Annotated in this window: 21 protein-coding genes and 1 tRNA gene; 10 read left to right on the forward strand and 12 right to left on the reverse strand. The window is 70.6% G+C overall.

What is annotated here, in order from left to right; translation table 11 throughout:
- Nucleotides 1-18 precede the first annotated feature (18 nt).
- From purL to recQ, 5 genes are all read right to left on the reverse strand, one after another.
- Complete coding sequence (purL, locus tag AAHG03_RS07935) at nucleotides 19-2,247, reverse strand: phosphoribosylformylglycinamidine synthase subunit PurL (RefSeq protein WP_342150018.1); 2,229 nt, start codon at nucleotides 2,245-2,247, stop codon at nucleotides 19-21.
- A gap of 231 nt (nucleotides 2,248-2,478) precedes the next feature.
- Nucleotides 2,479-3,639, reverse strand: a complete 1,161-nt coding sequence (locus AAHG03_RS07940) for a hydrolase (RefSeq protein ID WP_342150019.1) — start codon at nucleotides 3,637-3,639, stop codon at nucleotides 2,479-2,481.
- A gap of 298 nt (nucleotides 3,640-3,937) precedes the next feature.
- Entirely contained in the window at nucleotides 3,938-6,094 is a 2,157-nt protein-coding gene (recD2, locus tag AAHG03_RS07945) for an SF1B family DNA helicase RecD2 (RefSeq protein WP_342150020.1), read from the reverse strand.
- Nucleotides 6,095-6,225: 131 nt separating this feature from the next.
- Nucleotides 6,226-6,909 carry a trna delta -isopentenylpyrophosphate transferase gene (locus AAHG03_RS07950; protein ID WP_342150021.1) on the reverse strand — a complete coding sequence of 228 codons (684 nt, stop codon included), beginning with the start codon at nucleotides 6,907-6,909 and terminating at the stop codon, nucleotides 6,226-6,228.
- 330 nt (nucleotides 6,910-7,239) lie between these two features.
- Nucleotides 7,240-9,099, reverse strand: a complete 1,860-nt coding sequence (gene recQ / locus AAHG03_RS07955) for a DNA helicase RecQ (protein WP_342150022.1) — start codon at nucleotides 9,097-9,099, stop codon at nucleotides 7,240-7,242.
- A 94-nt stretch (nucleotides 9,100-9,193) separates the two neighbouring features.
- Between recQ and AAHG03_RS07960 the strand changes: the two genes are divergently transcribed.
- Together AAHG03_RS07960 and AAHG03_RS07965 are read left to right on the forward strand one after the other, a co-directional pair.
- Nucleotides 9,194-9,553 (forward strand): type II toxin-antitoxin system VapB family antitoxin, encoded by a 360-nt coding sequence (locus AAHG03_RS07960; protein ID WP_342150024.1) that lies wholly within the window; start codon nucleotides 9,194-9,196, stop codon nucleotides 9,551-9,553.
- Nucleotides 9,487-9,831, forward strand: coding sequence for a type II toxin-antitoxin system VapC family toxin (locus AAHG03_RS07965; protein WP_342150284.1), 345 nt, complete (start codon nucleotides 9,487-9,489; stop codon nucleotides 9,829-9,831). Before AAHG03_RS07960 ends, AAHG03_RS07965 begins: the two co-directional genes overlap by 67 nt.
- Before the next feature lie 2 nt (nucleotides 9,832-9,833).
- On the opposite strand, the gene recF is transcribed toward AAHG03_RS07965, so the two are convergent.
- From recF to rpsT, 4 genes are all read right to left on the reverse strand, one after another.
- Nucleotides 9,834-10,988: a DNA replication/repair protein RecF gene (recF, locus tag AAHG03_RS07970; protein ID WP_342150025.1), complete on the reverse strand. Its 1,155-nt coding sequence runs from the start codon at nucleotides 10,986-10,988 to the stop codon at nucleotides 9,834-9,836.
- 40 nt (nucleotides 10,989-11,028) lie between these two features.
- Nucleotides 11,029-12,150, reverse strand: coding sequence for a DNA polymerase III subunit beta (gene dnaN / locus AAHG03_RS07975; RefSeq protein WP_342150026.1), 1,122 nt, complete (start codon nucleotides 12,148-12,150; stop codon nucleotides 11,029-11,031).
- Between the two features lie 288 nt (nucleotides 12,151-12,438).
- A complete protein-coding gene (dnaA, locus tag AAHG03_RS07980) occupies nucleotides 12,439-13,941 on the reverse strand; it encodes a chromosomal replication initiator protein DnaA (protein WP_342150027.1) in 1,503 nt (500 codons plus the stop codon).
- A gap of 577 nt (nucleotides 13,942-14,518) precedes the next feature.
- Nucleotides 14,519-14,785, reverse strand: a complete 267-nt coding sequence (rpsT, locus tag AAHG03_RS07985) for a 30S ribosomal protein S20 (RefSeq protein ID WP_342150028.1) — start codon at nucleotides 14,783-14,785, stop codon at nucleotides 14,519-14,521.
- Between the two features lie 466 nt (nucleotides 14,786-15,251).
- On the opposite strand from rpsT, the gene AAHG03_RS07990 reads away from it, so the two are divergent.
- A tRNA-Thr gene (locus tag AAHG03_RS07990) sits at nucleotides 15,252-15,326 on the forward strand.
- 128 nt (nucleotides 15,327-15,454) lie between these two features.
- On the opposite strand, the gene AAHG03_RS07995 is transcribed toward AAHG03_RS07990, so the two are convergent.
- Nucleotides 15,455-15,634, reverse strand: a complete 180-nt coding sequence (locus AAHG03_RS07995) for a putative motility protein (protein ID WP_342150029.1) — start codon at nucleotides 15,632-15,634, stop codon at nucleotides 15,455-15,457.
- A gap of 175 nt (nucleotides 15,635-15,809) precedes the next feature.
- Here AAHG03_RS07995 and AAHG03_RS08000 point away from each other — a divergent pair, with 175 nt between their 5' ends.
- The 3 genes from AAHG03_RS08000 (at nucleotide 15,810) to AAHG03_RS08010 (ending at nucleotide 19,234) form a co-directional block, all read left to right on the forward strand.
- Complete coding sequence (locus AAHG03_RS08000; RefSeq protein WP_342150031.1) at nucleotides 15,810-16,907, forward strand: hypothetical protein; 1,098 nt, start codon at nucleotides 15,810-15,812, stop codon at nucleotides 16,905-16,907.
- A gap of 205 nt (nucleotides 16,908-17,112) precedes the next feature.
- Entirely contained in the window at nucleotides 17,113-17,361 is a 249-nt protein-coding gene (locus AAHG03_RS08005; RefSeq protein WP_342150032.1) for an acyl carrier protein, read from the forward strand.
- Nucleotide 17,362: 1 nt separating this feature from the next.
- On the forward strand, nucleotides 17,363-19,234 hold the full coding sequence (locus tag AAHG03_RS08010) for an HAD-IIIC family phosphatase (protein ID WP_342150033.1): 1,872 nt from the start codon (nucleotides 17,363-17,365) through the stop codon (nucleotides 19,232-19,234).
- A 368-nt stretch (nucleotides 19,235-19,602) separates the two neighbouring features.
- Here AAHG03_RS08010 and AAHG03_RS08015 read toward each other — a convergent pair whose 3' ends face one another.
- On the reverse strand, nucleotides 19,603-19,857 hold the full coding sequence (locus tag AAHG03_RS08015) for a hypothetical protein (RefSeq protein WP_342150034.1): 255 nt from the start codon (nucleotides 19,855-19,857) through the stop codon (nucleotides 19,603-19,605).
- Between the two features lie 87 nt (nucleotides 19,858-19,944).
- On the opposite strand from AAHG03_RS08015, the gene AAHG03_RS08020 reads away from it, so the two are divergent.
- From AAHG03_RS08020 to AAHG03_RS08035, 4 genes are all read left to right on the forward strand, one after another.
- Complete coding sequence (locus tag AAHG03_RS08020; protein ID WP_342150035.1) at nucleotides 19,945-20,616, forward strand: spermidine synthase; 672 nt, start codon at nucleotides 19,945-19,947, stop codon at nucleotides 20,614-20,616.
- Nucleotides 20,617-20,758: 142 nt separating this feature from the next.
- Complete coding sequence (locus AAHG03_RS08025; RefSeq protein ID WP_342150036.1) at nucleotides 20,759-22,276, forward strand: DUF4153 domain-containing protein; 1,518 nt, start codon at nucleotides 20,759-20,761, stop codon at nucleotides 22,274-22,276.
- A gap of 108 nt (nucleotides 22,277-22,384) precedes the next feature.
- Nucleotides 22,385-23,083 carry a response regulator transcription factor gene (locus tag AAHG03_RS08030; RefSeq protein WP_342150037.1) on the forward strand — a complete coding sequence of 233 codons (699 nt, stop codon included), beginning with the start codon at nucleotides 22,385-22,387 and terminating at the stop codon, nucleotides 23,081-23,083.
- On the forward strand, nucleotides 23,080-24,660 hold the full coding sequence (locus AAHG03_RS08035) for a sensor histidine kinase (RefSeq protein ID WP_342150038.1): 1,581 nt from the start codon (nucleotides 23,080-23,082) through the stop codon (nucleotides 24,658-24,660). Before AAHG03_RS08030 ends, AAHG03_RS08035 begins: the two co-directional genes overlap by 4 nt.
- A gap of 157 nt (nucleotides 24,661-24,817) precedes the next feature.
- On the opposite strand, the gene grpE is transcribed toward AAHG03_RS08035, so the two are convergent.
- Nucleotides 24,818-25,429 carry a nucleotide exchange factor GrpE gene (gene grpE, locus AAHG03_RS08040; protein ID WP_342150039.1) on the reverse strand — a complete coding sequence of 204 codons (612 nt, stop codon included), beginning with the start codon at nucleotides 25,427-25,429 and terminating at the stop codon, nucleotides 24,818-24,820.
- Nucleotides 25,430-25,607 lie beyond the last annotated feature (178 nt).

Genomic DNA, 25,607 nt, shown 5'->3' on the forward strand with positions numbered 1-25,607 from the left:
GTGTCTCCCGTGTTCTCGTCAGGCCGCGGGTGCGGCCGGCTGGCTCGCCATGTAGGCCGGGAACCACCCCTCGTGCGCGGCCTTCAGGTCAGCCACGGCAACCGTCTCCTCGCCCGGCAGGACGAGGTCCTGGCCGCCGACGATGCCGACGGTCGTGGCGTCGATCCCCTGGGCCGAGGCGCTGTAGAGCAGGTCGGCGGCGGCCTCCGCCGGGAGCGCGATGAGGTAGCGGCCCTGGTCCTCGCCGAACAGGTAGGCGTGGGCCGGCATCGCGCCGTCCGGCACCGCGGGCAACGTCGCGCCGAGGCCGCCGGCCATCGCCATCTCGGCGAGCGCGACCGCGAGGCCGCCGTCGGAGAGATCGTGGACCGTGTCGGCGATGCCCGACAGGATCAGGCTGCGCACGAAGTCGCCGGCCTTGCGCTCCGCGGCGAGATCGACGGGCGGGGGCGCGCCCTCCTCGCGGCTGGCGATCTCGGACAGGTAGAGCGACTGGCCGAGCCAGCCCTGCGTGCGCCCGATCAGCACCAGCACGTCGCCCTCGCGCTTGAGCGAGAGGGTGGCGTGGCGCTCGACGTCGTCGAGCACGCCGACGCCGCCGATGGTCGGGGTCGGCAGGATGCCGACGCCGTTGGTCTCGTTGTAGAGCGAGACGTTGCCGGACACTACGGGGAAATCGAGGGCGAGGCAGGCCTCGCCGATGCCCTTGAGGCAGCCGACGAGCTGGCCCATCACCTCGGGCTTTTCCGGGTTTCCGAAATTGAGGTTGTCGGTGATGGCGAGCGGGCGCCCGCCCACCGCGGTGATGTTGCGCCACGCCTCGGCGACCGCTTGGCGCCCGCCCTCGACCGGATCGGCCTCGCAATAACGCGGCGTCACGTCGGTGGAGATGGCGAGCCCCTTCGGCCCGTCCTCGATGCGCACGATCGCCGCGTCGCCGCCGGGCTTCTGCACGGTGTTGCCGAGGATGAAGTGGTCGTACTGCTCGTAGACCCAGCGCTTGGAGGCGAGTTCCGGCGAGCCGATCAGCGCTTTGAGCGCCTGGGCGTTCGGGACCGGCGCGGCCACGTCCGCGGCGGCGATCACCGGCTGGTGGGTGTTGGCGATGTGGGGGCGGTCGTAGAGCGGGGCCTCGTCGCCGAGTTCCTTGATCGGCAGGTCGGCGACGGTCTCGCCGTTGTGCTTGATGACGAAGCGCAGCGTGTCGGTGGTGTGGCCGATCACCGCGAAGTCGAGGCCCCACTTCACGAAGATGGCTTGCGCCTCCGCCTCCATGCCGGGCTTGAGCACCATGAGCATGCGCTCCTGGCTCTCGGACAGCATCATCTCGTAGGGGCTCATGCCCTCTTCGCGGGTCGGCACCTTCTCGAGATGCAGTTCGACGCCGAGGTCGCCCTTGGCGCCCATCTCGACCGCCGAGCAGGTCAGCCCCGCCGCGCCCATGTCCTGGATCGCGATGACGGCGCCGGACGCCATCAGCTCCAGGCAGGCTTCCAGCAGCAGCTTTTCCGCGAAGGGATCGCCGACCTGCACGGTCGGGCGCTTCGACTCGCTCGCGTCGTCGAACTCGGCCGAGGCCATGGTGGCACCGTGGATGCCGTCGCGGCCGGTCTTGGAGCCGAGATAGACGATCGGATTCCCCACCCCCGTGGCGGCGGCGTAGAAGATCGCATCGGTGCGAGCCAGCCCCACCGCCATGGCGTTGACGAGGATGTTGCCGTCGTAGCGCTTATGAAAGCCCACCAGCCCGCCGACGGTCGGCACGCCGAACGAGTTGCCGTAGCCGCCCACCCCCGCGACGACGCCCGAGACGAGATGGCGGGTGCGCGGGTGATCCGGCGAGCCGAAGCGCAGCGCGTTGAGCGCCGCGATGGGGCGCGCGCCCATAGTGAAGACGTCGCGCAGAATGCCGCCGACGCCGGTCGCCGCGCCCTGATACGGCTCGATGAAGCTCGGATGGTTGTGGCTCTCCATCTTGAAGACGCAGGCCAGACCGTCGCCGATATCGATGACGCCCGCGTTCTCGCCGGGCCCCTGGATCACCCACGGGGCCGAGGTCGGCAGGCCGCGCAGGTGCTTGCGGGAGGACTTGTAGGAGCAGTGCTCGTTCCACATCGCCGAGACGATGCCGAGTTCGGTCAGCGTCGGCTCGCGGCCGACCAGGGCACGGAAGCGTTCGTACTCGTCGGGCGTCAGACCGTGCTGGCGCACGAGCTCGGGAGTGATCGGAACGTCGTTGCGAAACATCCGCAGACCTTGCCTAAAACCTTCGCCGCGCGAGAGCCCGAAACGGCCCCACTCGATCCGCAGCCTACCCCCGCGTGAGGGCTGGCGCGACGCGGGCTCCGCTCTAGTGCGGAACGGGTGCGGCTGCAAACGCCGAACGGCATCGCAATAGGATCGCGCGCGATCCGGTCCGGGCTTTTCCTCACATTTCCTTGATCGGCCGATGGACGGCAAGCCCATGTGGGCCCGACGTCAGGCGCCGACCTTGGCCGGCGCGCCGAGGCGGGCGACCGCTTCGTGGACCGGCTCCGGGCCGGCCACGAAGGCGGCGTAGTCGAAGGCGCCGGGCGCCCGGCTCGACATCAGCAGCTGGAAGTGCATCCTGAACAGGTTCCAGCGCCGCCGCGCGACGATCTCGGGCTCGATCAGGTCCGCGATCGAGACCCGCAGCACCCCGATGCGGTCCGGCGGCGGAGCGGTCAGGCCCGATGCGCTCAGCGGGTCGCGCAGGTGGATCGACAGCCAGTCCCACTTGGCGCGGATGTCGAGCCAGCCGAAGCGCGTCTCGGCGCCGATGCGGCTGAGCGCGGCGCGCGCCCGCTCGGCCCGCGCGTCGAGGGTGATCCAGGGTATGACGCTGCCGATGGTCACCAGCGTCACCGGGGTGCCGCGGCTGCCGAAGCCGGGATCCTGCGCGAGCGCCCGGTCGAGGGCCTCCAGCGCGAGGAAGCTCGACGAGGAATGGCCGATCACCACGATCTCGGAGGCGTGCCCCTCGGCGGCGCGGATGCGCTCGGCCCAGGGGTCGAGCCGCCGGTGCATCGCCTGTTCGCGGCCCGAGGCGTGCTCGTGGGTGAAGGCGGTGTCGTCGACGAGATGCGCGACGTAGAGGGGCTTGCCCCGCGTCACATGCATGACGAGGCCGAGGATCGCGTAGGCCAGCAGCGGGACGAGGGCCGTCTGGGCGAGGCCGGGCAGGGGTGCAAGCGACACCAGCCCCGCGGCAAGCGCGAGGCTCAGCACCACGAAAGCGAGATACAGCCCATGAACGCCGAGGATGACGCGGTGGAAGCGCCGCGCCTCGCGTCGAAAAACCTTGAGATAGCCGCTGCGCCACAGCCGCCACCACAGCGCCGGCACCTCGACGAGGCGGCGCAGGTTGGTGCGGGGAAAGCGGGCGCGGACGATGTCGTCCCAGCGCAGCAGGCTGTAGCGCACCTGGGTCGTCGCGCCGTCGATCGCGCCCGTCACGTCCCAGTCGAGGCTGATGCCGTCGCCCGCGCGCACGGGCTCGCTCACGGCGATGCGGATGCCGCGGCGATCGGAGGTGATGCGGCTCTCGCGGCGAAACAGGCCCCAATAGGTCTCGGGTTCGCGCGGGTCGAAGCCCGGCAGGTAGAAGACCTGCCGCACCGGCTCGGATGGGTCGGGGCGGGAAATGGCGGACGGCCTTTCTTGTCCGAGATGCGGCCGGCGGCCTGTCCCCTGGCCTACACGATGGGGCGCGGGCGGCGCGAGGGCAAAAGGGCAACGCCGAAGGCTTCAAACCACCCCCGTCATTCCGGGGCCGCGAAGCGGAACCCGGAATCCACCCGTGATGCGCGGCTATACGAGGCGCCGCGGCCGGTCGTGGATTGCACGCCTCCGGCGCGCCCCTTCGGGTCCGGGTTCTCGCCTGCGGCGAGCCCCGGAATGACGGGGGGTTGGGGTGTCACCCCGCCTCCAACCACTCCCGCAGCTTCGTCCAGCGGCGGCGCACCGTGCCGTCCTGCACCGCCATGCGGATCGCCCTCGGCTGGCCGACCAGCACGACGAGGCGGCGCCCGCGGGTGAGCCCCGTGTAGAGCAGGTTGCGCGCCAGCATCGTGCGGTGCTGCGTCACCAGCGGGATCACCACCGCTGGATATTCCGAGCCTTGCGCCTTGTGGATCGTGGTGGCGAAGGCCGGCACCAGGGTGTCGAGTTCGTTGAACGGATAGACCACGAGCCGCCCGTCGAAATCGACGCTCAGCGCCTCTTCCGCCACGTCGAGGGCCGCGACCGTGCCGAGATCGCCGTTGAACACGTCGCGGTCGTAGTCGTTGCGGGTCTCCATCACCCGGTCGCCGGGGGCGAAGCGCCAGCCGAAACGCTCGACCAGGATCGGCGGATCGGGGTTCAGCACCGCCTGGAGCCGGTGGTTGAGGTTGCGGCTCCCCATCGTGCCGCGGATCATCGGCGTCAGCACTTGGATGTCGCGGGCGGGGTCCAGGCCGAAGCGGCGGGGGATGCGGCGGGCCACCAGTTCGACCAGGGTGTCGAGTCCGGCCTCGGGCTCGTCGATCTCGACGATGTGGAAATCGCTCGTCTCGCCCCGCGGCGGTGCCTCGGGCAGACGGCCGGTGTTGACCCGGTGGGCGCTGGTGACGATCCGGCTCTCGGCGGCCTGCCGAAAGATCTCGGTGAGGCGCGCCACCGGCACGCGGCCGGAGGAAATCACGTCGGCCAGCACCTGCCCCGGCCCGACCGAGGGCAGTTGATCGACGTCGCCGACGAGGATCAGGGCGGCGCGCTCCGGCACCGCCTTGAGCAGGGCGTGCATCAGCGGCACGTCGACCATGGAGGTCTCGTCGATGACGACGAGATCGGCGTCGAGGGGGTTGGCCTCGTCGCGCTGGAAGCCGCCGTGGCGGGGGTCGATCTCCAGCAGGCGGTGGATCGTGCGCGCCTCGATGCCGGTCTGCTCGGCCATCCTCTTCGCGGCCCGGCCGGTCGGAGCGGCGAGCAGCACGCGCACGCCCTTGGCGGAGAGGATGCGCAGGATCGCGTCCAGCGTGCTGGTCTTGCCGACGCCCGGCCCGCCGGTCAGCACGCAGAGCTTTTTTGAGAGGGCGAGGCCCACGGCCTCGGCCTGGGAGGCGGAAAGCGCTTTTCCCGTCTTCGCCTCGACCCAGGGGCGAGCGAGGGTGAGGTCAATTGGGGGCCAGGGCGGTGGACCGGCGGCGCGCTCCAGCAACCGGGCGGCCATCGCCCGCTCGGCCCCGTGCAGACCTTTCAGGAACAGGCACGGCTCGCCGGCGAGCGTGTCGGCGACGACCTCGCGGCCCTCGCGCAAAGCCAAAGCGGCGGCGCAGCGCACGAGGTCGGGGCCGACTTCGAGCAGTTCGGCGGCCGAGCGCACCAAAGCCTCCACGGGCAGCCCGCAATGGCCCTCGTCCATCGCCTTCTGGAGCGCGTAGCTGATCCCGGCGGTGAGCCGCTGTGGCGCCTCGCGGGCGAGGCCGAGGCGGATCGCGATGGCGTCGGCCGTGCGAAAGCCGATGCCGCGGATGTCGCGCGCAAGGCGATACGGATCTTCGGCCATCACCTTGAGGGCGTCCTGGCCGTAAGTCCGAAAAATGCGGGTCGCACGCGCGGTGCCGACGCCGTGGGCGTGCAGGAAGATCATGATCTCCCGCACCGCCCGCTGCTCGGCCCAGCCCTTCACGATCCGGGCCGCGCGGGTCCGGCCGATGCCCTCGACCTCGGTGAGGCGGGCCGGCTCGGCCTCGATGATGGCGAACACCGCCTCGCCGAAGGCCGCGACGATGCGCTTGGCCATCATCGGGCCGATGCCGCGCATCTGCCCCGAGGCGAGGTAGCGCTCGATGCCCTCGATCCCCGTCGGCGGGGTGACCTGCAGCGTCTCGGCGCGGAACTGGAGCCCGTGCTCGCGGTCGGTGGTCCAGCGGCCGGACGCCGTCATCCACTCGCCTGCGGCGATGGCCGGCGCGTGCCCCACCACCGGCACGAGATCGCGCTTGCCGCGGGCATGGACCTTGAGCACGCAGAAGCCGGTCTCGGCGCTGTGGAAGGTCACCCGCTCGACGGAGCCCGCCAGCACATCCATGCGTCACCAAGTCGAGGTTTCGAACGGACAAGTCCTTTCGCGGGTCCAGGGCGGAGCCCTGGTCTTGGTGGGAAACCGGGGCTCTGCCCCGGTGCCCCGCCAAAGGGATGATCCCTTTGGGAACCCCGGACTTACGCGGCTCGTCCGCGCCCGGCCTTCTTGGCCGGCGGCCAACCGAGCGCGCGGAGGCGGGCCTTCGCGTAGTCGCGAACTTCCTCGCGCGTGCCGTGGGGCATGGCGTTGAGGATGCCCTGGGTCCGCTCGTCGAGCATCAGGTCGGTGACGGCGTTGATCGACTCGGCCTCGTCGATCAGGCGCTTCAGGTCGGCCTCCTGCTCAGTCACCTCGTCGAAGGCGGGCGGGGCGTCGTAATCCTCGTCCACCGCGCGGATCGGCACGCCGTGGCTCTGGCGGAACTCGTCGGCCTCCTCCTCGGAATAGACGAGGCCGTGCAGCTCGATCAGCTTGAGGATCACCCGGTCCTTCGCCCGCTTCTCGGCCATGGCGTAGACATAGGCCGCCTGCCGCCCCGAGACGCGGTAGTTCACATTCACCAGCGCCTCGCCGATCGACCACTCGATCCGCTCCTCGCCGGCCTTCTCGCCGGGCATCCGGCCGGTGACCAGAATCACCGCCTCGTCGCGCTCCGAGCGGATCAGCGTCGGCGGGTCGAAGCGGATGCGGGTGTGGGCGGCGATGCGCTCCAGCGTCTTGTGGTAGATCACGGCCGTGCCCTGCACGCGCCAGACATTGCCCGCGAAGGGCTCGCCGTAGCGCACGAGGATGTCGGCGATCTGCTTGTCGGCGGTTCTCATGGTGACGTCCCTGAGGCCCGTGAGGGGGTGCGCTGCGGCCGCGCTTGTTCGTGTTTTGTTCTGTTGATGATTTATATGTGGATAAGTGTGGACGACGCAACGCGCCCGCCTGCGGCGGCCGGTCGCTGGGGGCTGTGGATAAGGCTGTTAATGGGTCGCGTCGGCTTCCCCGTCACTCCGTCAATGCGAGGCGGAGCCGAAGCAATCCAGCGCTCCGCACTATCAATGAAAGGCGCGTACGTGGCCGTGTCGTCGGCGCGGTCTCGCCCTCTCCGGGGCACGTGCGCCCTGGATCGCTTCGGCTCCGCCTCGCGATGACGGGTTGGCGCCTCAGCCCGGCGTGCCGCGCCCGCTCGCGGCATCGCTCAGGAACTCGCGGATCGCATCCGCGAACCGCTGGCCGTACGCCTCGCGCTTGCGCTCGCCGACGCCATGGATCGAGCGCAGGGCCCAGAGATCGACCGGCTTGCCGCGGGCCATCTCGATCAGCGTGCGGTCGGGAAACACCATGAAGGCGGCGATACCCTCCGCGCGCGCAATGGTGGCGCGCAGGCCCCGCAGATGCTGGAACAGCGCCTCGTCGGCCTCGTTCAGGCCGTCCGCGGCGTCCTCGCTGCGGGTGGTGCGGCGGCTCCTCGGCTCCGCCTTCTTCGGCTCCGGGTCGGGGCGCACCTGCACGGTCTCGCGGCCGAACAGGATCGCCTCGCCCTTCTCGGTCATGACGAGGCCGCCATAGCCGTCGGTGTTCTCCGCGACCGCGCCCGCGGCGAAGAGCTGGCGCAGGAGCGCGCGCCACGCCGCCACCGGCTTGTCGGCGCCGACGCCGAAGGTTTTCAGCGCCGTGTGGCCGTTGCGACGGATCGGCTCGCTCTCCTTGCCGTGCACCACGTCGCAGACGTAGGCCGCGCCGAAGCGCTGGCCGGTGCGCACGATGGCCGACAGGAGCTTTTGGGCCGAGACGGTGCCGTCGATGAGCGAGATGCCGCCGCGGCAGAGGTCGCAGCGGCCGCAAGGGGCGCTCGCCTCGCCGAAATAGCCGAGCAGCGACTGGCGGCGACACACCGCGCCCTCGCACAGGGCAATCATGGCTTCGAGCTTGCGCCGCTCGACCCGGCGGCGCTCGTCGGGAATCTCCTTCTCGTCGATCTGGCGGCGGCGCAGCGCCATGTCGTCGAGGCCGTAGAGGGTGAGCGTGTCGGAGGGCAGCCCGTCGCGGCCGGCGCGGCCGATCTCCTGATAATAGCCCTCGATGTTGGTCGGCATGTCGGCGTGGCAGACGTAGCGCACGTCCGGCTTGTTGATGCCCATGCCGAAGGCGATGGTGGCGGTCATCACCACCCCGTCCTCCTGCAGGAACGTATCTTGGTTCCGCGCCCGCGTGCCCTGGTCGAGACCGGCATGATAAGGCAGGGCGTTGAAGCCGTCGGCCTTCAACGTGTCGGCCAGCTGCTCCACGCGCTTGCGCGACGAGCAGTAGATGATGCCGCTCTCCGAGCGCCGGTTCTTCAGGAAGCGCTCCAACTGCCGCGTCGGGTTGTCCTTCGGCTGGAACGTCAGGCGGATGTTCGGCCGGTCGAAGGAGTGGACGAAGGTTCTCGGGGGCCGCCCCGCCGGAAACAGCCGCTCGGCGATCTCGGCGCGGGTCGCGGCATCCGCCGTCGCGGTGAGCGCCAGCGTCTGCACGTTGCCCAGCGCCTCGCGGGCGCGGGCGATCTCACGGTATTCGGGGCGGAAATCGTGGCCCCATTGCGAGACGCAATGCGCCTCGTCCACCGCGAGCCGGCGCACGCCCGCGCTCTGCAACGCGTCCATGCAGCCGTCCATCAGCAGCCGCTCGGGCGAGACGAACAGCAGACGCAGCTCGCGCGAGCGGATCTTTCGCCACGTCTCGCGGGACGCGGTCTCCGCAACCGTGGAGTTGAGGGTCGCGGCCTCGATGCCGAAGGCGTGCATCTGCTGCACCTGATCGTGCATCAGCGCGATCAGCGGCGAGACCACCACGGTCAGCCCGTCATCGACCAGCGCGGGCAGCTGGTAGGTCATCGACTTGCCCGAGCCCGTCGGCATCACGGCGAACACGTCCTGCCCATCGAGCACGGCGCCGATCACCTCGTCCTGCCCGGGCCGGAAATCGTCGTAGCCGAAGGTTTTTTGGAGCGCGGCACGGGCCTCGGCGAGGCGAGCGGACATGGGGTCTCGAAGGCTCAAGGAAGGGGAGGGCCGGCGCGCTTGCCCGCGCGCCGCACGCCTTCTAGCTTATCGCAGGAGCGCGAGGCACGCAGCCATGTCCCTGACGATCGACGACGACGAGATCGACCGGCTCGCCGAGCGGCTGGCCTCGGTCGCGCGGGTCGACAAGGAAGAGGCGGTGCGTATGGCACTCGCCAACGAGCTGCAACGGCGCGAAGGGTCGCTGGCGGATCGGATCAAGCCGATTCAGGATGCGTTCGCCGCATGGCCGCAAACAGGCTTGAAGGCCGACAAAGCGTTCTTCGATGAGATGAACGGCGAGCCCCGATGTTCGTCGATGCGTCCGCGATGGTCGCCATCATCGCGCGGGAGCCCGGATCGGGAGCCATGCTCGATGCCGTTGAGAACGCTTCGATTCGCCTCACGTCGGCCGTCGCTATTCTCGAAACGGTGATGGCGCTGCGCCGCTTGGGCGGCGGAACGGTCGAGCAGGCAGAACAGCTGGTGCGCCAGTTCCTGAAGGATGCTGCGATCGAGGAGTTCCTGATCTCCGCGGAAGAATCGGGCGCGGCGATCCGCGCTTACGCCCGGTATGGCAAGGGCCAGGGCCATCCGGCGCAACTCAATCTCGGCGACTGCTTCGCCTATGCCTGCGCGAAGACCCGCGGCGTGCCGCTCCTGTTCGTCGGCAACGACTTCTCACGCACCGACATCCCGTCGGCCCTGCCGTAACCTCACGTCCCATCCAAAAGAATCCGACCGTCGGCCACCCGCACGAGGTCGGCCCGGCCCTCCAGCTCGCCGAACAGCGCCGGGTCGGCCCCCGTCATCCACACTTGGCTCTCCAGCGCCTCCAGCGCATCGAACAGCCCGCCGCGGCGGCGCGGATCGAGATGGGCGGCGACCTCGTCGAGGAGGATGAGGGGCGAGAGCCCGCTCATGGCGCGCACGAGGCGCGCATGGGCCAGGACGAGGCCGATCAGCAGGGCCTTCTGCTCGCCGGTGGAGGCGGTGGCCGCCGGCACGTCCTTGGGGCCGTGGCGGACGACGAGGTCGGTGGTCTGCGGGCCGATCAGGGTGCGGCCGGCGGCGCGGTCGCGGTGGCGGCCCTGCATCAGGGCGCGGCGGAAGCGGTCCTCGGCCTCCAGCGCCGGCCAGACCGCGACGAGGTCGTCGAGGTCGCCTTCGAGCCGCACCGAGGCCCAGGGGAACGGCGCGGCGTCGTCGCGCGTCTCGGCGATGAGCCGGTCGAGGCGCTCGGCGGTCTCGCGGCGGGCGAGGGCCACGGCGACGCCGAGTTCGGCCACCTCGCGCTCCACCGCGTCGAGCCAGCGGGTATCGTCAGGGCGCTCGTCGAGCAGGCGGTTGCGCGAGCGTAAAGCGCGTTCCATCGCCGAGACGCGGGCGCCGTGGCTGGCATCGACCGCGAGCACCAACCGGTCGAGGAAGCGGCGGCGGTCGCCCGCGGGGCCGCGGAACAGCCCGTCGAGATCGGGGGTGAGCCAGACGACCCGCAGGAATTCCGAAAAGGCGACGGGCGAGGGCGCCGCCGCCCCGTCGATGCGGCAGACCCGCGTGCCGCGCGCCTCGTAGACCGGCGGCTCGTAGCCGGTGCCGAGCCGATGCTCGGCCTCGCTGCTATTGAGCGTCACGGAGACCGCGAAGCCGCCGGGGCCGGTGACGCGGGCCATGGTGGCGAGGTCGGCCCGGCGCAGGCCCCGGCCGGGGCAGAACAGCGACACCGCCTCCAGCACGTTGGTCTTGCCCGCCCCGTTCTCGCCGACCAGCGCCACGAAGCGGCGCGCGGTCGAGAGGTCGAGATCGACGTGGTTGCGGAAGTCGCGGGCGATCAGGCGGGTGAGGCGCGTGCCTCCCGGCGGCATATCCATCTCAGCGATATAGCCGATCCGCCGCGCGCCGGAAGCGGCCTCACACCCGCATCGGCATCAGCACGTAGAGCGCGGGCGCGCCCTCGCGGTCCTGGATCAGGGTCGGGGAGCCCGGATCGGCGAGCTTGAACAGGGCGGTGTCGCCCTGAAGCTGGGCGGTGATGTCGAGGAGGTAGCGGGCGTTGAAGCCGATATCGAGGGCGGAGGCCTCGTAGTCGGCGTCGAGCTCCTCGGTCGCCGATCCGGCATCCGGGTTGGTCACCGAAAGCGCCAGCCGCCCCTCCGTCACCGAGAGCTTCACGGCGCGCCCGCGCTCCGACGAGATGGTCGAGACGCGGTCCACCGCGCGGGCGAAGGCGTCGCGCTCCACCGTCAGGCGCTTGTCGTTGCCGGTGGGGATGACGCGCTGGTAGTCCGGGAAGGTGCCGTCGATCAGCTTCGAGATCAGCGTCACGCCGCCCGCGAAGGTGAGGCGAATCTTGGCCGGCGAGATCTCGACCGCGACGCTCTCGCCGCCGTCGTCCACGAGCTTGATGATCTCGGCCACCGCCTTCCTCGGCACGATGATGCCCGGCATGCCGCGGCTGCCCTCGGGTGCCGTCGTCTCGACGCGGGCGAGCCGGTGGCCGTCGGTGGCGACGGCGCGGAGCTTCGCTTCACCCTCGACCTCCACGGTGTGGAGATAGATGCCGTTGAGGTAGTAGCGCGTCTCCTCGGTCGAGATCGCGAACTGGGTTTTTTCGATCAGCAGCTTCAGCTCGGCGGCGGGGATCGAGAAGGAATGCGGCAGCTCGCCCGCGGCGAGATCGGGGAAGTCGCCCTCGGGGAGCGCACCCAGCGCGAAGCGCGAGCGGCCGGAGCGGATCGTCATCTGTCCGGTCTCGCCGGAGGTCTCGAGCGAGACCTGCGCGCCGTCGGGCAGCTTGCGGACGATGTCGTAGATGACGTGGGCCGGCACCGTGGTGGCGCCCGCGTCCAGCACGTCGGCCGGCACGGTCTCGGTCACCTCGATGTCGAGGTCGGTCGCCTTGAGCTGCAGGCCGTTCTCGCCGGTGCGCAGGAGGACGTTGGAGAGGATCGGGATGGTGTTGCGCCGCTCCACCACCCGGTGCACGTGGCCGAGCGATCTGAGGAGGGCCGCGCGCTCGACAGTGACTCTCATCGATGAACCCGTGATCTCTCGCAACGAAGCCCGCCCGCTAGCGGCCCGAGCGGGGAGGGGCCGCACAGCTTGGCGAAGCGCCCCCGCGAAGGCAAGGGCGTGGAGGGGGCTGTCCCGCCCCTGCGCGCAACGGGGCTCGCTGAGTGCGCAGCCCCATTCACCCACACCGTCATTCCGGGGCGCGAAGCGAACCCGGAATCCATGACTGGCCGCGACGCATCGTTCAGCGTCGCATCACGGGTGGATTCCGGGTTCCGCTCCGCGGCCCCGGAATGACGGTGGAGGTTTTCAATCCTGAAGCATGCGCTTCAGCAGCTCGACCTCGTCGCCCAGCACCGCGTCCTCGCCGATCTGCTTCTCGATCTTGCGCACGGCGTGGAGCACCGTCGTATGGTCGCGCCCGCCGAAGCGGCGGCCGATCTCGGGGAGCGAGCGCAGCGTCAGCACCTTCGACAGGTACATGGCGATCTGGCGCGGCTTGACGACCGCCGCGGTGCGGCGCTCGGACAGGATGTCGGAGCGCGAGACGTTGTAGCGCGAGGCCACCAGCTTCTGGATGTCCTCGATCTTCACGCGCTTGGGCTCGCGGTTCTTCACGAGGTCGCGAATCGCCGATTCCGCGGTCTCGACCGTCACCGGGGCGCCGGTGAGCGTGGCGTGCGCCAGCAGCCGGTTGACTGCGCCTTCGAGGTCGCGGCCGTTGGCCGTGATCGCGCGGGCCACGTAGGATGAGACCTGGGGCGAGACCTCGAAGTTCGGATGGCTCTGGCGCACGGCCGCGAGCCGCGCCGACAGGATCGAGGTGCGAAGCCCCTCGTCGAGCGTGCCGATCTCGACCACGAGGCCGCCCGCGAGGCGCGAGCGCACCCGCTCGTCCAGCGTCTCCAGTTCCGTCGGCGGACGGTCGGAGGCCACCACCACCTGGCGGCCGGAATCGATCAGGGCGTTGAGCGTGTGGCCGAACTCGGTCTGGATCGACTTGCCCTGGATGAACTGCACGTCGTCGAGGATCAGCAGATCGATCGCCCGCAGCTTCTCCTTGAAGGCGAGCGCGCTCTGGGTCTTCAGGGCGTTGACGAAGCCGTACATGAAGCGGTCGGCGGTGAGATAGATGACGCGCCGGCCCGCCTCGCGGGCGGCGTGGCCGGCCGCGTGCAGCAGGTGCGTCTTGCCGAGGCCCACGCCGGCATGGACGTAGAGCGGGTTGTAGAGCGCGCCCTCGCCGTCGTTGCGGGCGACTCGCTCGGCCGCCGCGTGAGCGAGCGCATTAGAGCGGCCGACGACGAAGCTCGCGAAGGTGAGGCGCGCATCGAGCGGCGCGCCGTTGAGATCGACCGCGCCGGCCTCGCCGCGGGGCACCGCGATCTCGGTCTCGACCATCGGGCCGGGGCCCTGGAGCGCGGCCGGGGTCGCGGTGGCGTGGAGCCGGGTCAGCGGGCCGCTGGTCGGGCTCGGCTTGCCGGCGCTCGGGGCCGGGCGGACCGGCGCCGAGGCGCCGCGCACGCCGACCTCGATCCGGCCGACGCCGTCGGCCTCGGCCCGGAAGGTGCTGAGCACCCGGTCGAGATAGTGCGATTCGATCCAGCTCTTGAGGAAGCGAGTCGGCACGGTGAGCCGGGCGACGCCGCCCGAGACCTCTTCCAGTTCGAGCCGGGCGAACCAGCTCGCAAAAACGTCCTCGCCGAGTTCGGCCCGCAGGCGCCGCTTCACCCGCCCCCAGGCGGCGGAGACATCGACGCCCCGCCCATCTCCGCCATTCCCGCCGTCCGCCATGCTGCCGTCGAGGTGCATCGAAACTCTCCTCGCAGCCGCCCGGCGGACCGGACGGCTGCGTACGCAGTACAAAACGAGAGGGCCCACCCGAATCGGGCGGGACCGAAGGAACCCCGCGGCGCTGTCAAGAGGCAGGCCTGCGGTCATCGCTCAAGAAGGCTGTGTATCAACAATCCTCTATCGTTCTCCTAACAACGGGACGATCGGGGACAACTTCTTCGCCGGCACGGAGTCGTGATCGCGCGCTGCCAGAGTCGTAGGCATGGGGGCATCTTGGGGAAGACTCGCGCGCGGCCGGTGCTGACCTTGTGGGGCGCTTGCCCCCGCAAGGTTTCGTTAAGCTACACGCTCCGACACGACTTCGGGAGTCGTTAACGTTTCACACGTGGTTAACGAAGACTTGCCGGGGCCGGAATCAGCCGACGCAAGAGGCGGCCGGGGACAAGCGCGCTGCGGCTGTGGAGAAGCGGCAGAGTCCGGTGCATGGCGCGGAGGGGCCGGCGGGGCGCTCCGGGCAACGAAAAAGCCCGGCGCAAGGCCGGGCTCGGGTCGTCCGTATTGATGGGCCCCGGTCGATCGACCGGGGGAGGGGCCCTTAGGCCGCGATGGCCTTCACCCGGGCGGCGAGGCGCGAGACCTTGCGCGAGGCGTTGTTCTTGTGAACGATGCCGTGCTGGGCGGCGCGCATGATCTCCGGCTCGGCGGCGCGGAGCGCGGCCAGCGCGTTGTTCTGGTCGCCGGAGGCGATGGCCTCCTCGACCTTGCGGACGAAGGTGCGCATCCGCGAGCGGCGCGAGCGGTTGATCGCCGTGCGCTTGGCGATCTTGCGGGTCATCTTCTTGGCCGACACGGTGTTGGCCATGGGGCATCCTCGTCTGGTCGCGGCGGCAACGACCCGAGCGGGCTCTTCCCCGTGTCGGTCAGCGCAGCCTGAATGATTGGCAAATGGCGAAGCGTCCGGTCACTCGAAGCGACCGGCCGCGGAGCGCGTCCTATAGCGACGCCCCCGCATGTCGTCAACAAATCCCCCAGCGCGACCGCGCTGGGGTTTTTTGTTTTGCCTCAGGCGCCGGCAGCCGCATCCGCGGCTTTGGCTAACGCTCCGCTCGACGCCTCGGCTGACGCCGAGGCCCGCTCCGCGCGGCGCTCTTCGCGCCGGGCATGCGGCCGTGCCTCCTGCGACGGCAGGAATATGTGTGACAGTCTCACCACGAGTCCGGCCCCCTCGATTTTCCTGTCCCCGAACCGCGGCGGGAGCGTTGCCAAGCGCGATCCGATCCGCTAATGCCCCCTCACGTTCGGCGAAAGGCACTGCCCGCCGGACCCGCGCTGCGGTAGCTCAGTGGTAGAGCACCTCATTGGTAATGAGGAGGTCGAGAGTTCAATCCTCTCTCGCAGCACCATTCACACCACGACATCATCCTAGAAAATCGAGATCGCTGTCTCTCAGCTTGATGCTGAGGCTACATAGACGTGTCTCCGCCCTGCGGCACGCGCTCCCGAAATCCCGGCTATTCTCTGTGCGGGCGCGCTACACCTTCATATCGACCATCTGACCCTGGCCGGGCGGGGCTGGCGGGGAGGCCGATTGGGCGACCAGTTGCGCCACCGAGCGCTCGGTGGCGATCTGCTGGCGGGCGATGGCGGTGCCGACCTGCTGCGAGAACGCGGCGGCCTGCATCTGGACGGCTTGGGCGGCGATGGTGCTCATGCCGGCAAGCCTAGGGACGGGGCGGTGAACGAACCGTATCGCCCGTGAACCGGCCGGTTGGCGGAAGCGGCACACCGCGCCATAAGGCGGCCCGGCCAGGGGGCCTTCGTCGGCCGCATCCGGGCCGATCTCTCCCCCGCCGCCGCCTTACGCTTTCCGCGATCGGTCCCCCAAAATGCCTCCCGACAGCCCCTACGATGCGTCCGGCGGGGAAAATCTTCCCCTCCACGCGCTGCTGGGCCGGTTCGAGAGCATCGGCGACAATTGCGAGTTCGGCCTCGTGCAGCGCTATGCCGGCATCGAGCCGCTCGGGCTCCTGCGCTTCTCCGCCTCGCGGATCGATCCCCTGCTCCACGCCCTCGATTCGGATTTCGAACTCTACGGCCGGGGCGACGACCTGTTCGTCTATCCCCACGTGACCGGCTACCTGTTCTGCCGCAGCCGCCGCTACGAGTTCGAGTACAACACCGGACATCTGGACGGCAGCGACGATCCCGCCGCCGTGCTGAAGCGCGAGGCCCGCAAGGTCGGCTACCTCAAGCGTCGCCTGCTCGAAGACCTGCGACTCGGCGAGAAGATTCTTTTGCGCAAGGCCGGGCCGGAGGAAGGCCCCACGGAAGCCGCCGCGCTGCTGCGGGCGCTGCGCCGGCACGGGCCGTCTGAGCTTCTCGTCGTGCGGGCAACGGACGGCCCGGCCACCGTGCGTCGCCACGAGGGCGGCTGGTGGGAGGGGACGGTGGCGCGCTTCGCCCCCTACGATCTCGCGGCCGCCGTTCACCTGCCGCCCTGGCTCGACCTGTGCCGCCGCACGTGGAGTCACGTTTACGATCTGCCCGATTCGGCTCCGACACCCCCGCGCAACCTCCTACCGCCCCTGGACCGCCGGCCGCGGCGGCACCGGCCCGATCCTGGCGCGGACCAGACGGTGTTCGGCCCGCTCATCGATCTCGAGCCGCGCGACCGCAAGGCGGTGCATGCCCTGACCTGCTGGGTCTGGATTCCGAAGGGCTATCGCGGGGAGGGGATCGCGGCGGCCATCGGCGACCGGCGCATCCGCTGGCGCGAGGCCGATCTCGCGCTGCGGGACCGGTGGCAGAAGGTCCACGTCACCGCGACGCTGCCCGAGGAGCACCGGAAGCTGCGGGTCGGCCTCGTCTCCCGCGGCCGCGACGCCGGCTTCTTTCGATCCGCCGGCTGGGTTTTTGCCGAGAGCCCCGAGCCGGACGCGGCCGAGCGCCCGCCTCTCTTGGCCCGGCTGTTGGCGCGCGGCTGAATGCGGGGCGGGTGCCAAGTTTCTTTTTTTGCCTCAGACGCCGGCGCCCGCGTCCGCGGGCTTAGGCTTCTCGCTCCGCTCGACGCCTCGGCAAGCCGAGGCCGCTGCGCGGGGCGCTCTTCGCGCCCGGGATTCGGTACAATCGCTCTTCAAGCGATTGTCCTCCTGCTATGAGCGCTCGACCGACAAAAAACCCGGACCGCGCATGACCCCGGACGCCATCGACGCCCGCCTGACCGACATCTTCCGCGAGGTCTTCGACGATCCGGCCCTCGTGCTGCGGCCGGAGATGACTGCCCGCGACGTGGCCGGCTGGGATTCGGGGCGGATGGTGGAGATCCTGATGGGGACCGAGGAGGCGTTCGGGATCACCTTCACCACCCGCGAGGTCGATGCGCTCGCCCGCGTCGGCGACCTCGCGGAGACGGTCGCCCGCAAGCTCGGCCGGACCTGACGTGCCCGATCTCGACTGGCTGCCCGATCCCGGCCCCTGGGCCGAGCGGCTGGCGGCCTTGCGCCAAGCCCCTTCGTGGGATGGCTTCGTCGCTCTCGCGAACACCCGCCTCAACGCGGTCCGCACCAACGCGCTGGCGCGTGCCCTCGACGCCGCCTTTCCGGAGCCGCCGCAGGGGCTGGCACGCCCGCTCGTGCGGCTCGCGGTGCTGGGCTCCTCGACCGTCTCGCATCTCCTGCCCGCGATCCGCGTCGCCGGCCTGCGGCGCGGATTGCGGATCTATCTCTACGAGGGGCCCTACGGCGGCTATCGCCAGGAGATCCTCGATCCCGCCTCCGGCCTCCACGCCTTCGCCCCCGACGACATCCTGCTCCTCTTCGATGCCGCCCACGCGACCGCCGGCTTCGACGTGGCGCAGGATGCCGAGCAGGCCCGCCGCGCCGAGGACGCGGTGCGAGACGATTGGCGTCGGCTGTGGCGGGCGGCGCGGACGGGTTTCGGCTGCGGCCTGATCCAGCAGACGCTGCTGCCGACGCCGGTGCCGCTCGCGGGCTCGGGCGAGCACCGGCTGCCGGGCTCGCGCGCGGCAGCGGTCGCGCGGCTGAACGCGGCCCTCCACGACATGGCGGCGGGGGAGGGGATCGACGTGCTGGCGCTCGACGCCGCGGTCCAGCGCCACGGCCTCCCGGCCTGGCACGACAGCGTGTGGTGGTGGCGCGCCAAGCAGGAGGTCGCGCCCTCCGCCGCGCCCTTCTACGGCGACCTCGTCTCCCGGATGCTCGCCGCGCGCCGCGGCCTGTCGCGCAAGGCGCTGGTGCTCGATCTCGACAACACCCTGTGGGGCGGCATCGTCGGCGACGACGGCCCGGCCGCCCTCGTGCTCGGGCCGGGCAGCGCCGAGGGCGAGGCCTTCGCCGCGTTCCAGGCTTACACCCGCGACCTGTCGCGGCGCGGCATCGTGCTGGCGGTAGTCTCGAAGAACGACGAGGCCAACGCGCTGGAGGCGTTCGAGCGCCATCCCGAGATGGTCTTGAAGCGCGGCGACATCGCCGCCTTCCTGGCCAACTGGGACGACAAGGCGGAGAACCTGCGCCGGGTCGCCGCGCAGCTGAACCTCGGCCTCGACGCCCTCGTCTTCGCCGACGACAACCCGTTCGAGCGCGACCGGGTGCGCACGGCGCTCCCCGAGGTGGCGGTGCCCGAACTCCCGCCCGATCCGAGCGGCTACGCCGACCGGATCGCCGGGGCCGGCTATTTCGAGGCGCTGTCCGTCACCGCCGAGGACCGCGCCCGCGGCCGTCACTACGCCGTTCGCCAGGAGGTCGCGGCGCAGGGCGGCGATCTGCCGGCCTACCTCGCGGGCCTCGACATGCGGCTCTCGTGGCGGCGCTTCACCGCGCCGGACCTTCCCCGCATCGTCCAGCTCGTCAACAAGACCAACCAGTTCAACCTGACGACCCGGCGCATCACGGAAGGTGAGGCGCAGGCGCTCCTCACCGATCCCGACGCCCTGGCTTTGCGCTTCCGCCTCACTGACCGGCTGGCCGACAACGGCATCGTCGGCATCGTCATCGGGCGTAGATCGGGCCGCGACCTCGTCCTCGACACGTGGCTGATGAGCTGCCGGGTGATCGGCCGCGGCGCGGAAGCGGCGATGCGCGACGCCGTGGTCGCGGCGGCGCGGGATTTCGGCGCGGCCCAGCTCGTCGGCGTGTATCGGCCGAGCCCGAAGAACGGGATGGTGCGCGATCTGTATCCGCGGCTGGGGTTTAAGGAGGTCGAGGGCGAGGAGGCGGAAGAGCGGCGGTTCGTGCTTCCGTTGGATGGGGCGGAGCCGCAGGCCGTCTCGATCCGTATCGAGGCGGAGGCGTAGCGGCCCGACAGGATCGCCTCGGACTCGCACCGTCATGGCGAGGCGGAACTGACGCAATCCAGCGCTCCGCAGGTTCAGAAGACGACGCTTCTTCGATCCTCGTCCACCCCTGACCCTCATCCTGAGGTGCCGGAGCGCAGCGGAGGCCTCGAAGGAGGGCTCCAGGGATCGCGGAGACTTCTGGAGCCCTCCTTCGAGGCTGAGCTGACGCTCAGCACCTCAGGATGAGGGGGATGGGGTGGATGCGCACTGGTGAGAAAGCTGCGGCGCTTCTTTCATCAGTGTCGCGCCCTGGATTGCGTCAGTTCCGCCTCGCAATGACGGGGTTGGAGCGGAAGCCAAGAAGCGCGACCGGAATCCCAAAAAAATCAGCCCGCCGTCACCGGCTTCTGCGGGGCGGGCGAGCGGGTGAGGCTCTCGATCTCGCGGGGCGGGCGGCCGGCCTTCTGGGCGATCTCGGCCTCCTGCTCGGCGATGAGCTGGTGGGCCGGGAGGTCGCCGTCGAGGCCGCCGAGGATCTCCATCGGGACGCGCCGGTTCGAGGCGCGGGAGCCGTCGGCGAAGACGACGTCGAAACTCACGAACCCGCGTTGCTGCGGCAGAGACTTGATGCGCTTGGCCATGCGCGCTGATAGACGCGGGGCCTCATGCAGGGCAATCGTCGGCGACGCGGCCGGGGTTGCATCCAGCGCAAGCTTCAAAAGGTCACGATGAACGGCTGGGTCCATCTCGGCACCGGGCCCGTGCCCGGCGGCGGCAAGAGTCTCGACCTGATGCAGCGGGGACGCGAGTTCTCGATCGTGGTCGAGAACAAGGAGCTGATGAATTCCACGCGCGGCCACTCGGAGGAGGCTCTGGCCTCGCTCGCCTGCGCGCATCTCGCCGACCGGCCCGATGCCAGGGTGCTCGTCGGCGGCCTCGGCATGGGCTTTACCCTGCGCGCGGCTTTGCGGGCGCTCGGGCCTCACGCAAGGATCGTCGTGGCCGAACTGGTGCCCGCGGTGGCGGCCTGGGCCCGCGGGCCGCTCGCCGAGGTGTTTCGCGGCTGCCTCGACGATCCCCGCGTCGAGCTGCGCGAGATCGACGTGAACCGGCTGGTGCAGGCCGGCGCCGAGGCCTGGGACGCGATCCTGCTCGATGTCGACAACGGTCCCGAGGGGCTGATGCGGCGCGCCAACGACCGGCTCTACGACGAATGGGGCCTCAAGCGGGCGCAATGGGCGCTCAAGCCCGGCGGCGTGCTCGGCGTCTGGTCCGGCACGCCGGACCGCAAGTTCAAGGCCCGGCTCCAGCGGATGGGTTTTGCGGTGGAGGAAACCCGCATCCCGGCCAGCGGCACCAGCGGCCCGCGCCATGTGGTGTGGATCGCGACCCGGGGCTGAGGCCCTCTGCACGAAACCTGCACGAAACGCCTGAACCTCTGCGCAGAACCTCCGAACCGGCTGCCGGGCGCCGGGGCAATCTCATGAGACGGACGCCGCAGCCCAGACCGGGTGCGAGCGGCGCCGCGACCGAGGTTTCCCGATGCTCGCTTCACCCACCCTCTCCCTCGCGCTGCCATCCTTGAGGCCGGCGCGGTGGCTGCTGCTGCCCGCCCTGGTCGTGCTCGGCGACCGGCTGTTCTACGGCCACGCAATCGGCATATCGCTCGCCCTGTTCCTGGCCGCGCTCGCCGTCACCGTGCCGCTCGCCAACCCGGTGCGGCGGGATGCGCGCAGCTTAGGGCTCGCGTCGATCCTGCTCGTGCTGGGGCTGCTGCCGCTCATCGAGGATGCCGGCTTCCTCGCCGTCCTTTTCGGTGTCAGTGGCCTCGTCGCCTTCGCCGTGATCGTCACCGGCGGGCTCGCGCCGGGCTGGGCGGCGACGCTCGCGGCCATGCGGCGGATGCTGCTGGCCGGCCCGTTGCAGATCGGCTTCGATGCCGCCGCAGGGCTGCACCGTCCGGTCGCGACGGTGCGAGGCTGGCGGGACGCCTCGGTCGTCGGCTGGATCCTGCCGGTGATTCTCACCGGGCTGTTCGGCGCGCTGTTCGCCTCGGCCAACCCGCTGATCGACGCGTGGCTCCGCGACCTCCCGCGCCTGTCGCTTGATCCGAAGATCGCGACTGGGCGGCTCTTCGCCTGGGGCCTGCTGGCCGCGCTCGCGTGGCCGTTCGTGGCCGTCCGGCTGCGCCACCGCGCCCCCAAGATGGCCATCACGGCGACGCCCGCCCCCGCGACGCCGGCCCCGGTCGCCTTGCTCGGTCCGGCGGTGATCGGGCGCTGCCTCGTGCTGTTCAACCTGCTGTTCGCGGTCCAGAGCGGGCTCGATCTGCTCTATCTCTGGGGCGGCCTCGCCCTGCCCGAGGGGCTGACCTATGCGGCCTATGCCCATCGCGGCGCCTATCCGCTGATCGCGACCGCCCTGCTCGCCGCCGCCTTCGTCCTGATCGCGATGGGGCCGTGCTGGGCCGGGGAGCGCTCAGGCTCGATCCGCCGGCTGGTCTATCTCTGGATCGGCCAGAACGTCCTGCTCGTGGTCTCGGCGATCCTGCGGCTCGACCTCTACGTCGCGGTCTACTCGCTGACGCTGGTGCGCGCCGCCGCCTTCGTCTGGATGGGGCTCGTCGCCATCGGCCTGCTGCTCATCGTCGCCCGCATCGCCCTGCGGCGCTCGAACCGCTGGCTCGTCGCGATGAACGGGATCGTGCTCCTCGTCACGCTGTACGGCTGCGCGCTCGCCAACTTCTCCGCGATCGTCAGCAGCTACAACGTCGCGCACAGCCGCGAACTCGGCGGCACGGGCGAGCCGTTCGACCTCCGCTATGCGATGCAGCTCGGGCCGGAGGCGATCCCGGCGGTCGATCGGTTCTTCCCCGTCGCCTTCGGACGCGATTTCGACTGCCCGACGAAGTGGCGCGCAGCCCAGGTCGAGCGGGCCAAGGAGCCGGCGGACTGGCGCGGCTGGAGCTTCCGCCGGTACCGCCTGGAGCGCTACCTGGAGCGCCGCCCGTTCGCGCCGCTGACGCTGCACCCGATGTTCAAGGCGCCTAGCATCCGCTGAGCATCGGCCCGAAAGGTGGCCGCCGGCTTTCGGAAAGAGCCGATGCAACAAGAGAACCGATCGCATCGTCCGGGATGCGATATCCAGGACAATGCGATAGGGCGAGCCATGTCAGGTCCGATCCTCATCGTCGACGACGACCCGCATATCCGCGACGTGATCGGCTTCGCGCTGACCAAGGCCGGCTACGCTACGACGACCGCCCGCGACGGGCTGGAGGCGCTGGCCCGGATCGCGGCCCAGCCGCCGCGCCTCATCGTCCTCGATGTCGGCATGCCGGGCATGGACGGGCTGGAGCTGTGCCGACAGGTGCGGCGCACCTCGGAGGTGCCGATCCTGTTCCTCTCGGCCCGCGACGAGGAGATCGACCGGGTGCTCGGGCTGGAGATCGGCGGCGACGACTACGTCACCAAGCCGTTCAGCCCGCGCGAGCTGGTGGCGCGGGTCGGCATCATCCTGCGCCGCAGCGCCCCGCGCCTTCCGGCGGCGCCCGACCCGGTGCTGGCCCATGGCGGCCTCACCCTCGATCCGCGGCGGCACGAGGCGCGCTTCGGCGGAGAGGCGATGACGCTCACCGCCATCGAGTTCGCGATCCTGGCGGCACTCGCCGCGCGGCCCGGCCTCGTGCTGAGCCGCGACCAGCTGATGGACGCGGCCTATTCCGGCCGCGTCCACGTCTCGGACCGGACCATCGACAGCCACGTGCGCAACATCCGGGCGAAGCTCGCAGGCGTCGGCTGCCAGGACGGCGTCGCGACGGTCCACGGCATCGGCTTCCGGCTCGGCGCCTGCGAGACGCGGCCGTGACGGCCGACAAGTGGCGCCCGAGCCTCGGCCTCGTGGTGCTGGGCGTGCTCGCGATCGTCGCGACGCTGCCGCTGTTCGGCCTGTTCCTGATCCGGGTCTACGAGAACGGGCCGATCCGCGAGGCCGAGGCCGAGCTGATCGCGCAGAGCGCCGTGCTCGCCGCGGTGACGGCCCGCGCGATCGAGGCCTTGCCCGAGCCCGAACGCGTCCTCGGCGCCGCCGCGCCGCCGCCCGTGGAAAACGAGCGTTACCAGCCGATCCAGCCGAGCCTCGACCTCGCGACCGCCGACATCCTCGGCCGCCGCCCGGACGCGACCGATCCGGGCACGCCGCCCGATCCCGCCCTGCTGGCCATCGGGGCCGGCCTGCTGCCGGTGCTGGAACGGACCCAAGGCGTGACGCTGGCCGGCTTCCGCATCCTCGACCGGGACGGCACCGTGATCGCCGGCCGCAACGAGGTCGGTCGCTCGCTGGCCGACCTGCCGGAGGTCGCCGCCGCACTGAAGGGCACGTTCCGCTCGGTGCTGCGGCAGCGCGTCTCCGACGAGCCGGCGCCCGCGCTGACCTCGATCAGCCGCGGCACCCGCGTGCGCCTGTTCACCGCGATGCCGATCCGGGTCGGCGAGCGGGTCGCGGGCGTGGTCTACGCCTCGCGCACGCCGAGCAACCTCGTGCGCCATCTCTACGGCGAGCGGGTGAAGCTGGCGCTCGCCGCCGCCGCGGTGCTGGCGGCGGTGCTCGCTATCGCGGCCCTGTTCTCGCGGGCGATCACCCGGCCGATCCACGCGCTCGTCGCCCGCAGTCACGCCATCGCCCGCGGCGACCGCGCCGTCCTGGCCGAGCCCGGCCCGCTCGGCACCCGCGAGATCGCGCGGCTGTCGCGCGGGCTCGACCGCATGGCGCACGAGCTGCGCGAGCGCTCGGACTACATCGCCACCTTCGCGGCCCACGTCTCGCACGAGCTGAAGACGCCGCTGACCGCGATCCAGGGCGCGGCCGAGCTGATGCGCGACGCGCAAGCGAGCCCCGCCGACGCCATGAGCCCGGCGGAGCAGACCCGCTTCCTCGATAACATCCTGGCCGATACCGGCCGCCTCACGGCGCTGCTCGGGCGGCTGCGCGAACTCGCCCGCGCCGACAATCCCGACATCCGCGGCACGACCCGCCTCGACGCGGTGTGGGCGGGGCTGCGGCGCGCCCATCCGGGGCTGATCGTGGAGGCGGACGGGAATGACCGCACCGTCGCGATCTCGGCGGAGAATGCCGGCATCGTCTTCGCGCATCTGGCCGACAACGCGCGGCGCCACGGCGCCTCCCGCTTGCGGATCACGGCGCAGGCTTCGGGCGAAACCGTCGTGGTCCATGTCGCGGACGACGGCGAGGGCATCCCGGAGCGCAACCGGGCGCAGGTGTTCGAGACGTTCTTCACCACCCGCCGCGAGGCCGGAGGCACCGGCATGGGCCTCGGCATCGTCCGGGCGATGCTGCGGGCGCATAGCGGGACGATCGAATTGCTGCCCGCGGGCGAGAGAGGCGCGGCGTTCGCGGTCACGCTGCCGGCGGCAGGCGCGGTTTGAAGGTCCGTTTCACCGGCTCATCCCCCCTCATCCTGAGGTGCCGCGAAGCGGCCTCGAAGGAGGGCTCCAGGGATCGCTGAGCGAACTGGAGCCCTCCTTCGAGGCTTCGCTTCGCGAAGCACCTCAGGATGAGGGTGTGGGTGGGACGGGCAAAGGTTCAGGCGGCGTCGGCGGGCTTGTCCTTGGCCGCATCCGGCTTGGGGCCGCCCTTCGATACGCCGACGAGGGCGGGGCGGAGCGTCCGGTCGCCGATGACGTAACCGGTCTGCACCACCTGCACGACGGTGCCGTTGGGGACTTCCGTATTCGGCACCTCGAACATCGCCTGATGGCGGTTCGGGTCGAAGCGCTGGCCTTGGGGCTCCACCACCTTCACGCCGTGGCGCTCCAGGGTCTTGGCGAGATCGCGCTCGGTCAGCTCGATGCCCTCGATCAGGCCCTTGAACGCGCCCTCGGCGGAGCCGCGGGCGTCGGCCGGCACGCTTTCGAGCGCGCGGCGGATGTTGTCGGCGGCGTTGAGCATGTCGCGGGCGAAGTTGGTGACCGCGTAGGTGCGGGCGTCGGCGACCTCGCGCTCGGTGCGGCGGCGCAGGTTCTCCATCTCGGCCATGGTGCGCAGCAGCCGGTCCTTGAACTCGTCGCGCTCGGCGATGGCGCCGGCCAGGGCCTCGGCGTCGGCTCCCGCGTTCTGGACATCCGCCTTGGCCGCATCGGGGCTCGCCTCGGCGCCGTTCGTCCGGTTCTGGTGTTCCGTGTCGTCAGCCATCATCGTGCGATCGGTTGCGCTCTCGTGTCGGGATGGGCGGTGATATCATTCGGCGAAATGCCGAAATCAAGCTTTGGTGGAGCTTTGGGGGCTCGGTCACGGCTTGGGCCGACCCACCACCCCGTCATTCCGGGGCCGCGCAGCGGAACCCGGAATCCACCCGTGATGCGCGGCCAACCAT

The sequence above is a fragment of the Methylorubrum subtropicum genome, assembly GCF_038442325.1.
Classification (GTDB): domain Bacteria; phylum Pseudomonadota; class Alphaproteobacteria; order Rhizobiales; family Beijerinckiaceae; genus Methylobacterium; species Methylobacterium subtropicum.

Bases quoted from the DNA above. Each gene is read 5' to 3' on its own strand.
- purL (WP_342150018.1), bottom strand. From the start codon at position 2,247: ATGTTTCGCAACGACGTTCCGATCACTCCCGAGCTCGTGCGCCAGCAC.
- recD2 (WP_342150020.1), bottom strand. From the start codon at position 6,094: ATGGATGTGCTGGCGGGCTCCGTCGAGCGGGTGACCTTCCACAGCGCC.
- AAHG03_RS07950 (WP_342150021.1), bottom strand. From the start codon at position 6,909: ATGAGAACCGCCGACAAGCAGATCGCCGACATCCTCGTGCGCTACGGC.
- recQ (WP_342150022.1), bottom strand. From the start codon at position 9,099: ATGTCCGCTCGCCTCGCCGAGGCCCGTGCCGCGCTCCAAAAAACCTTC.
- AAHG03_RS07960 (WP_342150024.1), top strand. From the start codon at position 9,194: ATGTCCCTGACGATCGACGACGACGAGATCGACCGGCTCGCCGAGCGG.
- AAHG03_RS07965 (WP_342150284.1), top strand. From the start codon at position 9,487: ATGCTCGATGCCGTTGAGAACGCTTCGATTCGCCTCACGTCGGCCGTC.
- recF (WP_342150025.1), bottom strand. From the start codon at position 10,988: ATGGATATGCCGCCGGGAGGCACGCGCCTCACCCGCCTGATCGCCCGC.
- dnaN (WP_342150026.1), bottom strand. From the start codon at position 12,150: ATGAGAGTCACTGTCGAGCGCGCGGCCCTCCTCAGATCGCTCGGCCAC.
- dnaA (WP_342150027.1), bottom strand. From the start codon at position 13,941: ATGCACCTCGACGGCAGCATGGCGGACGGCGGGAATGGCGGAGATGGG.
- rpsT (WP_342150028.1), bottom strand. From the start codon at position 14,785: ATGGCCAACACCGTGTCGGCCAAGAAGATGACCCGCAAGATCGCCAAG.
- AAHG03_RS07995 (WP_342150029.1), bottom strand. From the start codon at position 15,634: ATGAGCACCATCGCCGCCCAAGCCGTCCAGATGCAGGCCGCCGCGTTC.
- AAHG03_RS08000 (WP_342150031.1), top strand. From the start codon at position 15,810: ATGCCTCCCGACAGCCCCTACGATGCGTCCGGCGGGGAAAATCTTCCC.
- AAHG03_RS08005 (WP_342150032.1), top strand. From the start codon at position 17,113: ATGACCCCGGACGCCATCGACGCCCGCCTGACCGACATCTTCCGCGAG.
- AAHG03_RS08015 (WP_342150034.1), bottom strand. From the start codon at position 19,857: ATGGCCAAGCGCATCAAGTCTCTGCCGCAGCAACGCGGGTTCGTGAGT.
- AAHG03_RS08020 (WP_342150035.1), top strand. From the start codon at position 19,945: ATGAACGGCTGGGTCCATCTCGGCACCGGGCCCGTGCCCGGCGGCGGC.
- AAHG03_RS08025 (WP_342150036.1), top strand. From the start codon at position 20,759: ATGCTCGCTTCACCCACCCTCTCCCTCGCGCTGCCATCCTTGAGGCCG.
- AAHG03_RS08030 (WP_342150037.1), top strand. From the start codon at position 22,385: ATGTCAGGTCCGATCCTCATCGTCGACGACGACCCGCATATCCGCGAC.
- grpE (WP_342150039.1), bottom strand. From the start codon at position 25,429: ATGATGGCTGACGACACGGAACACCAGAACCGGACGAACGGCGCCGAG.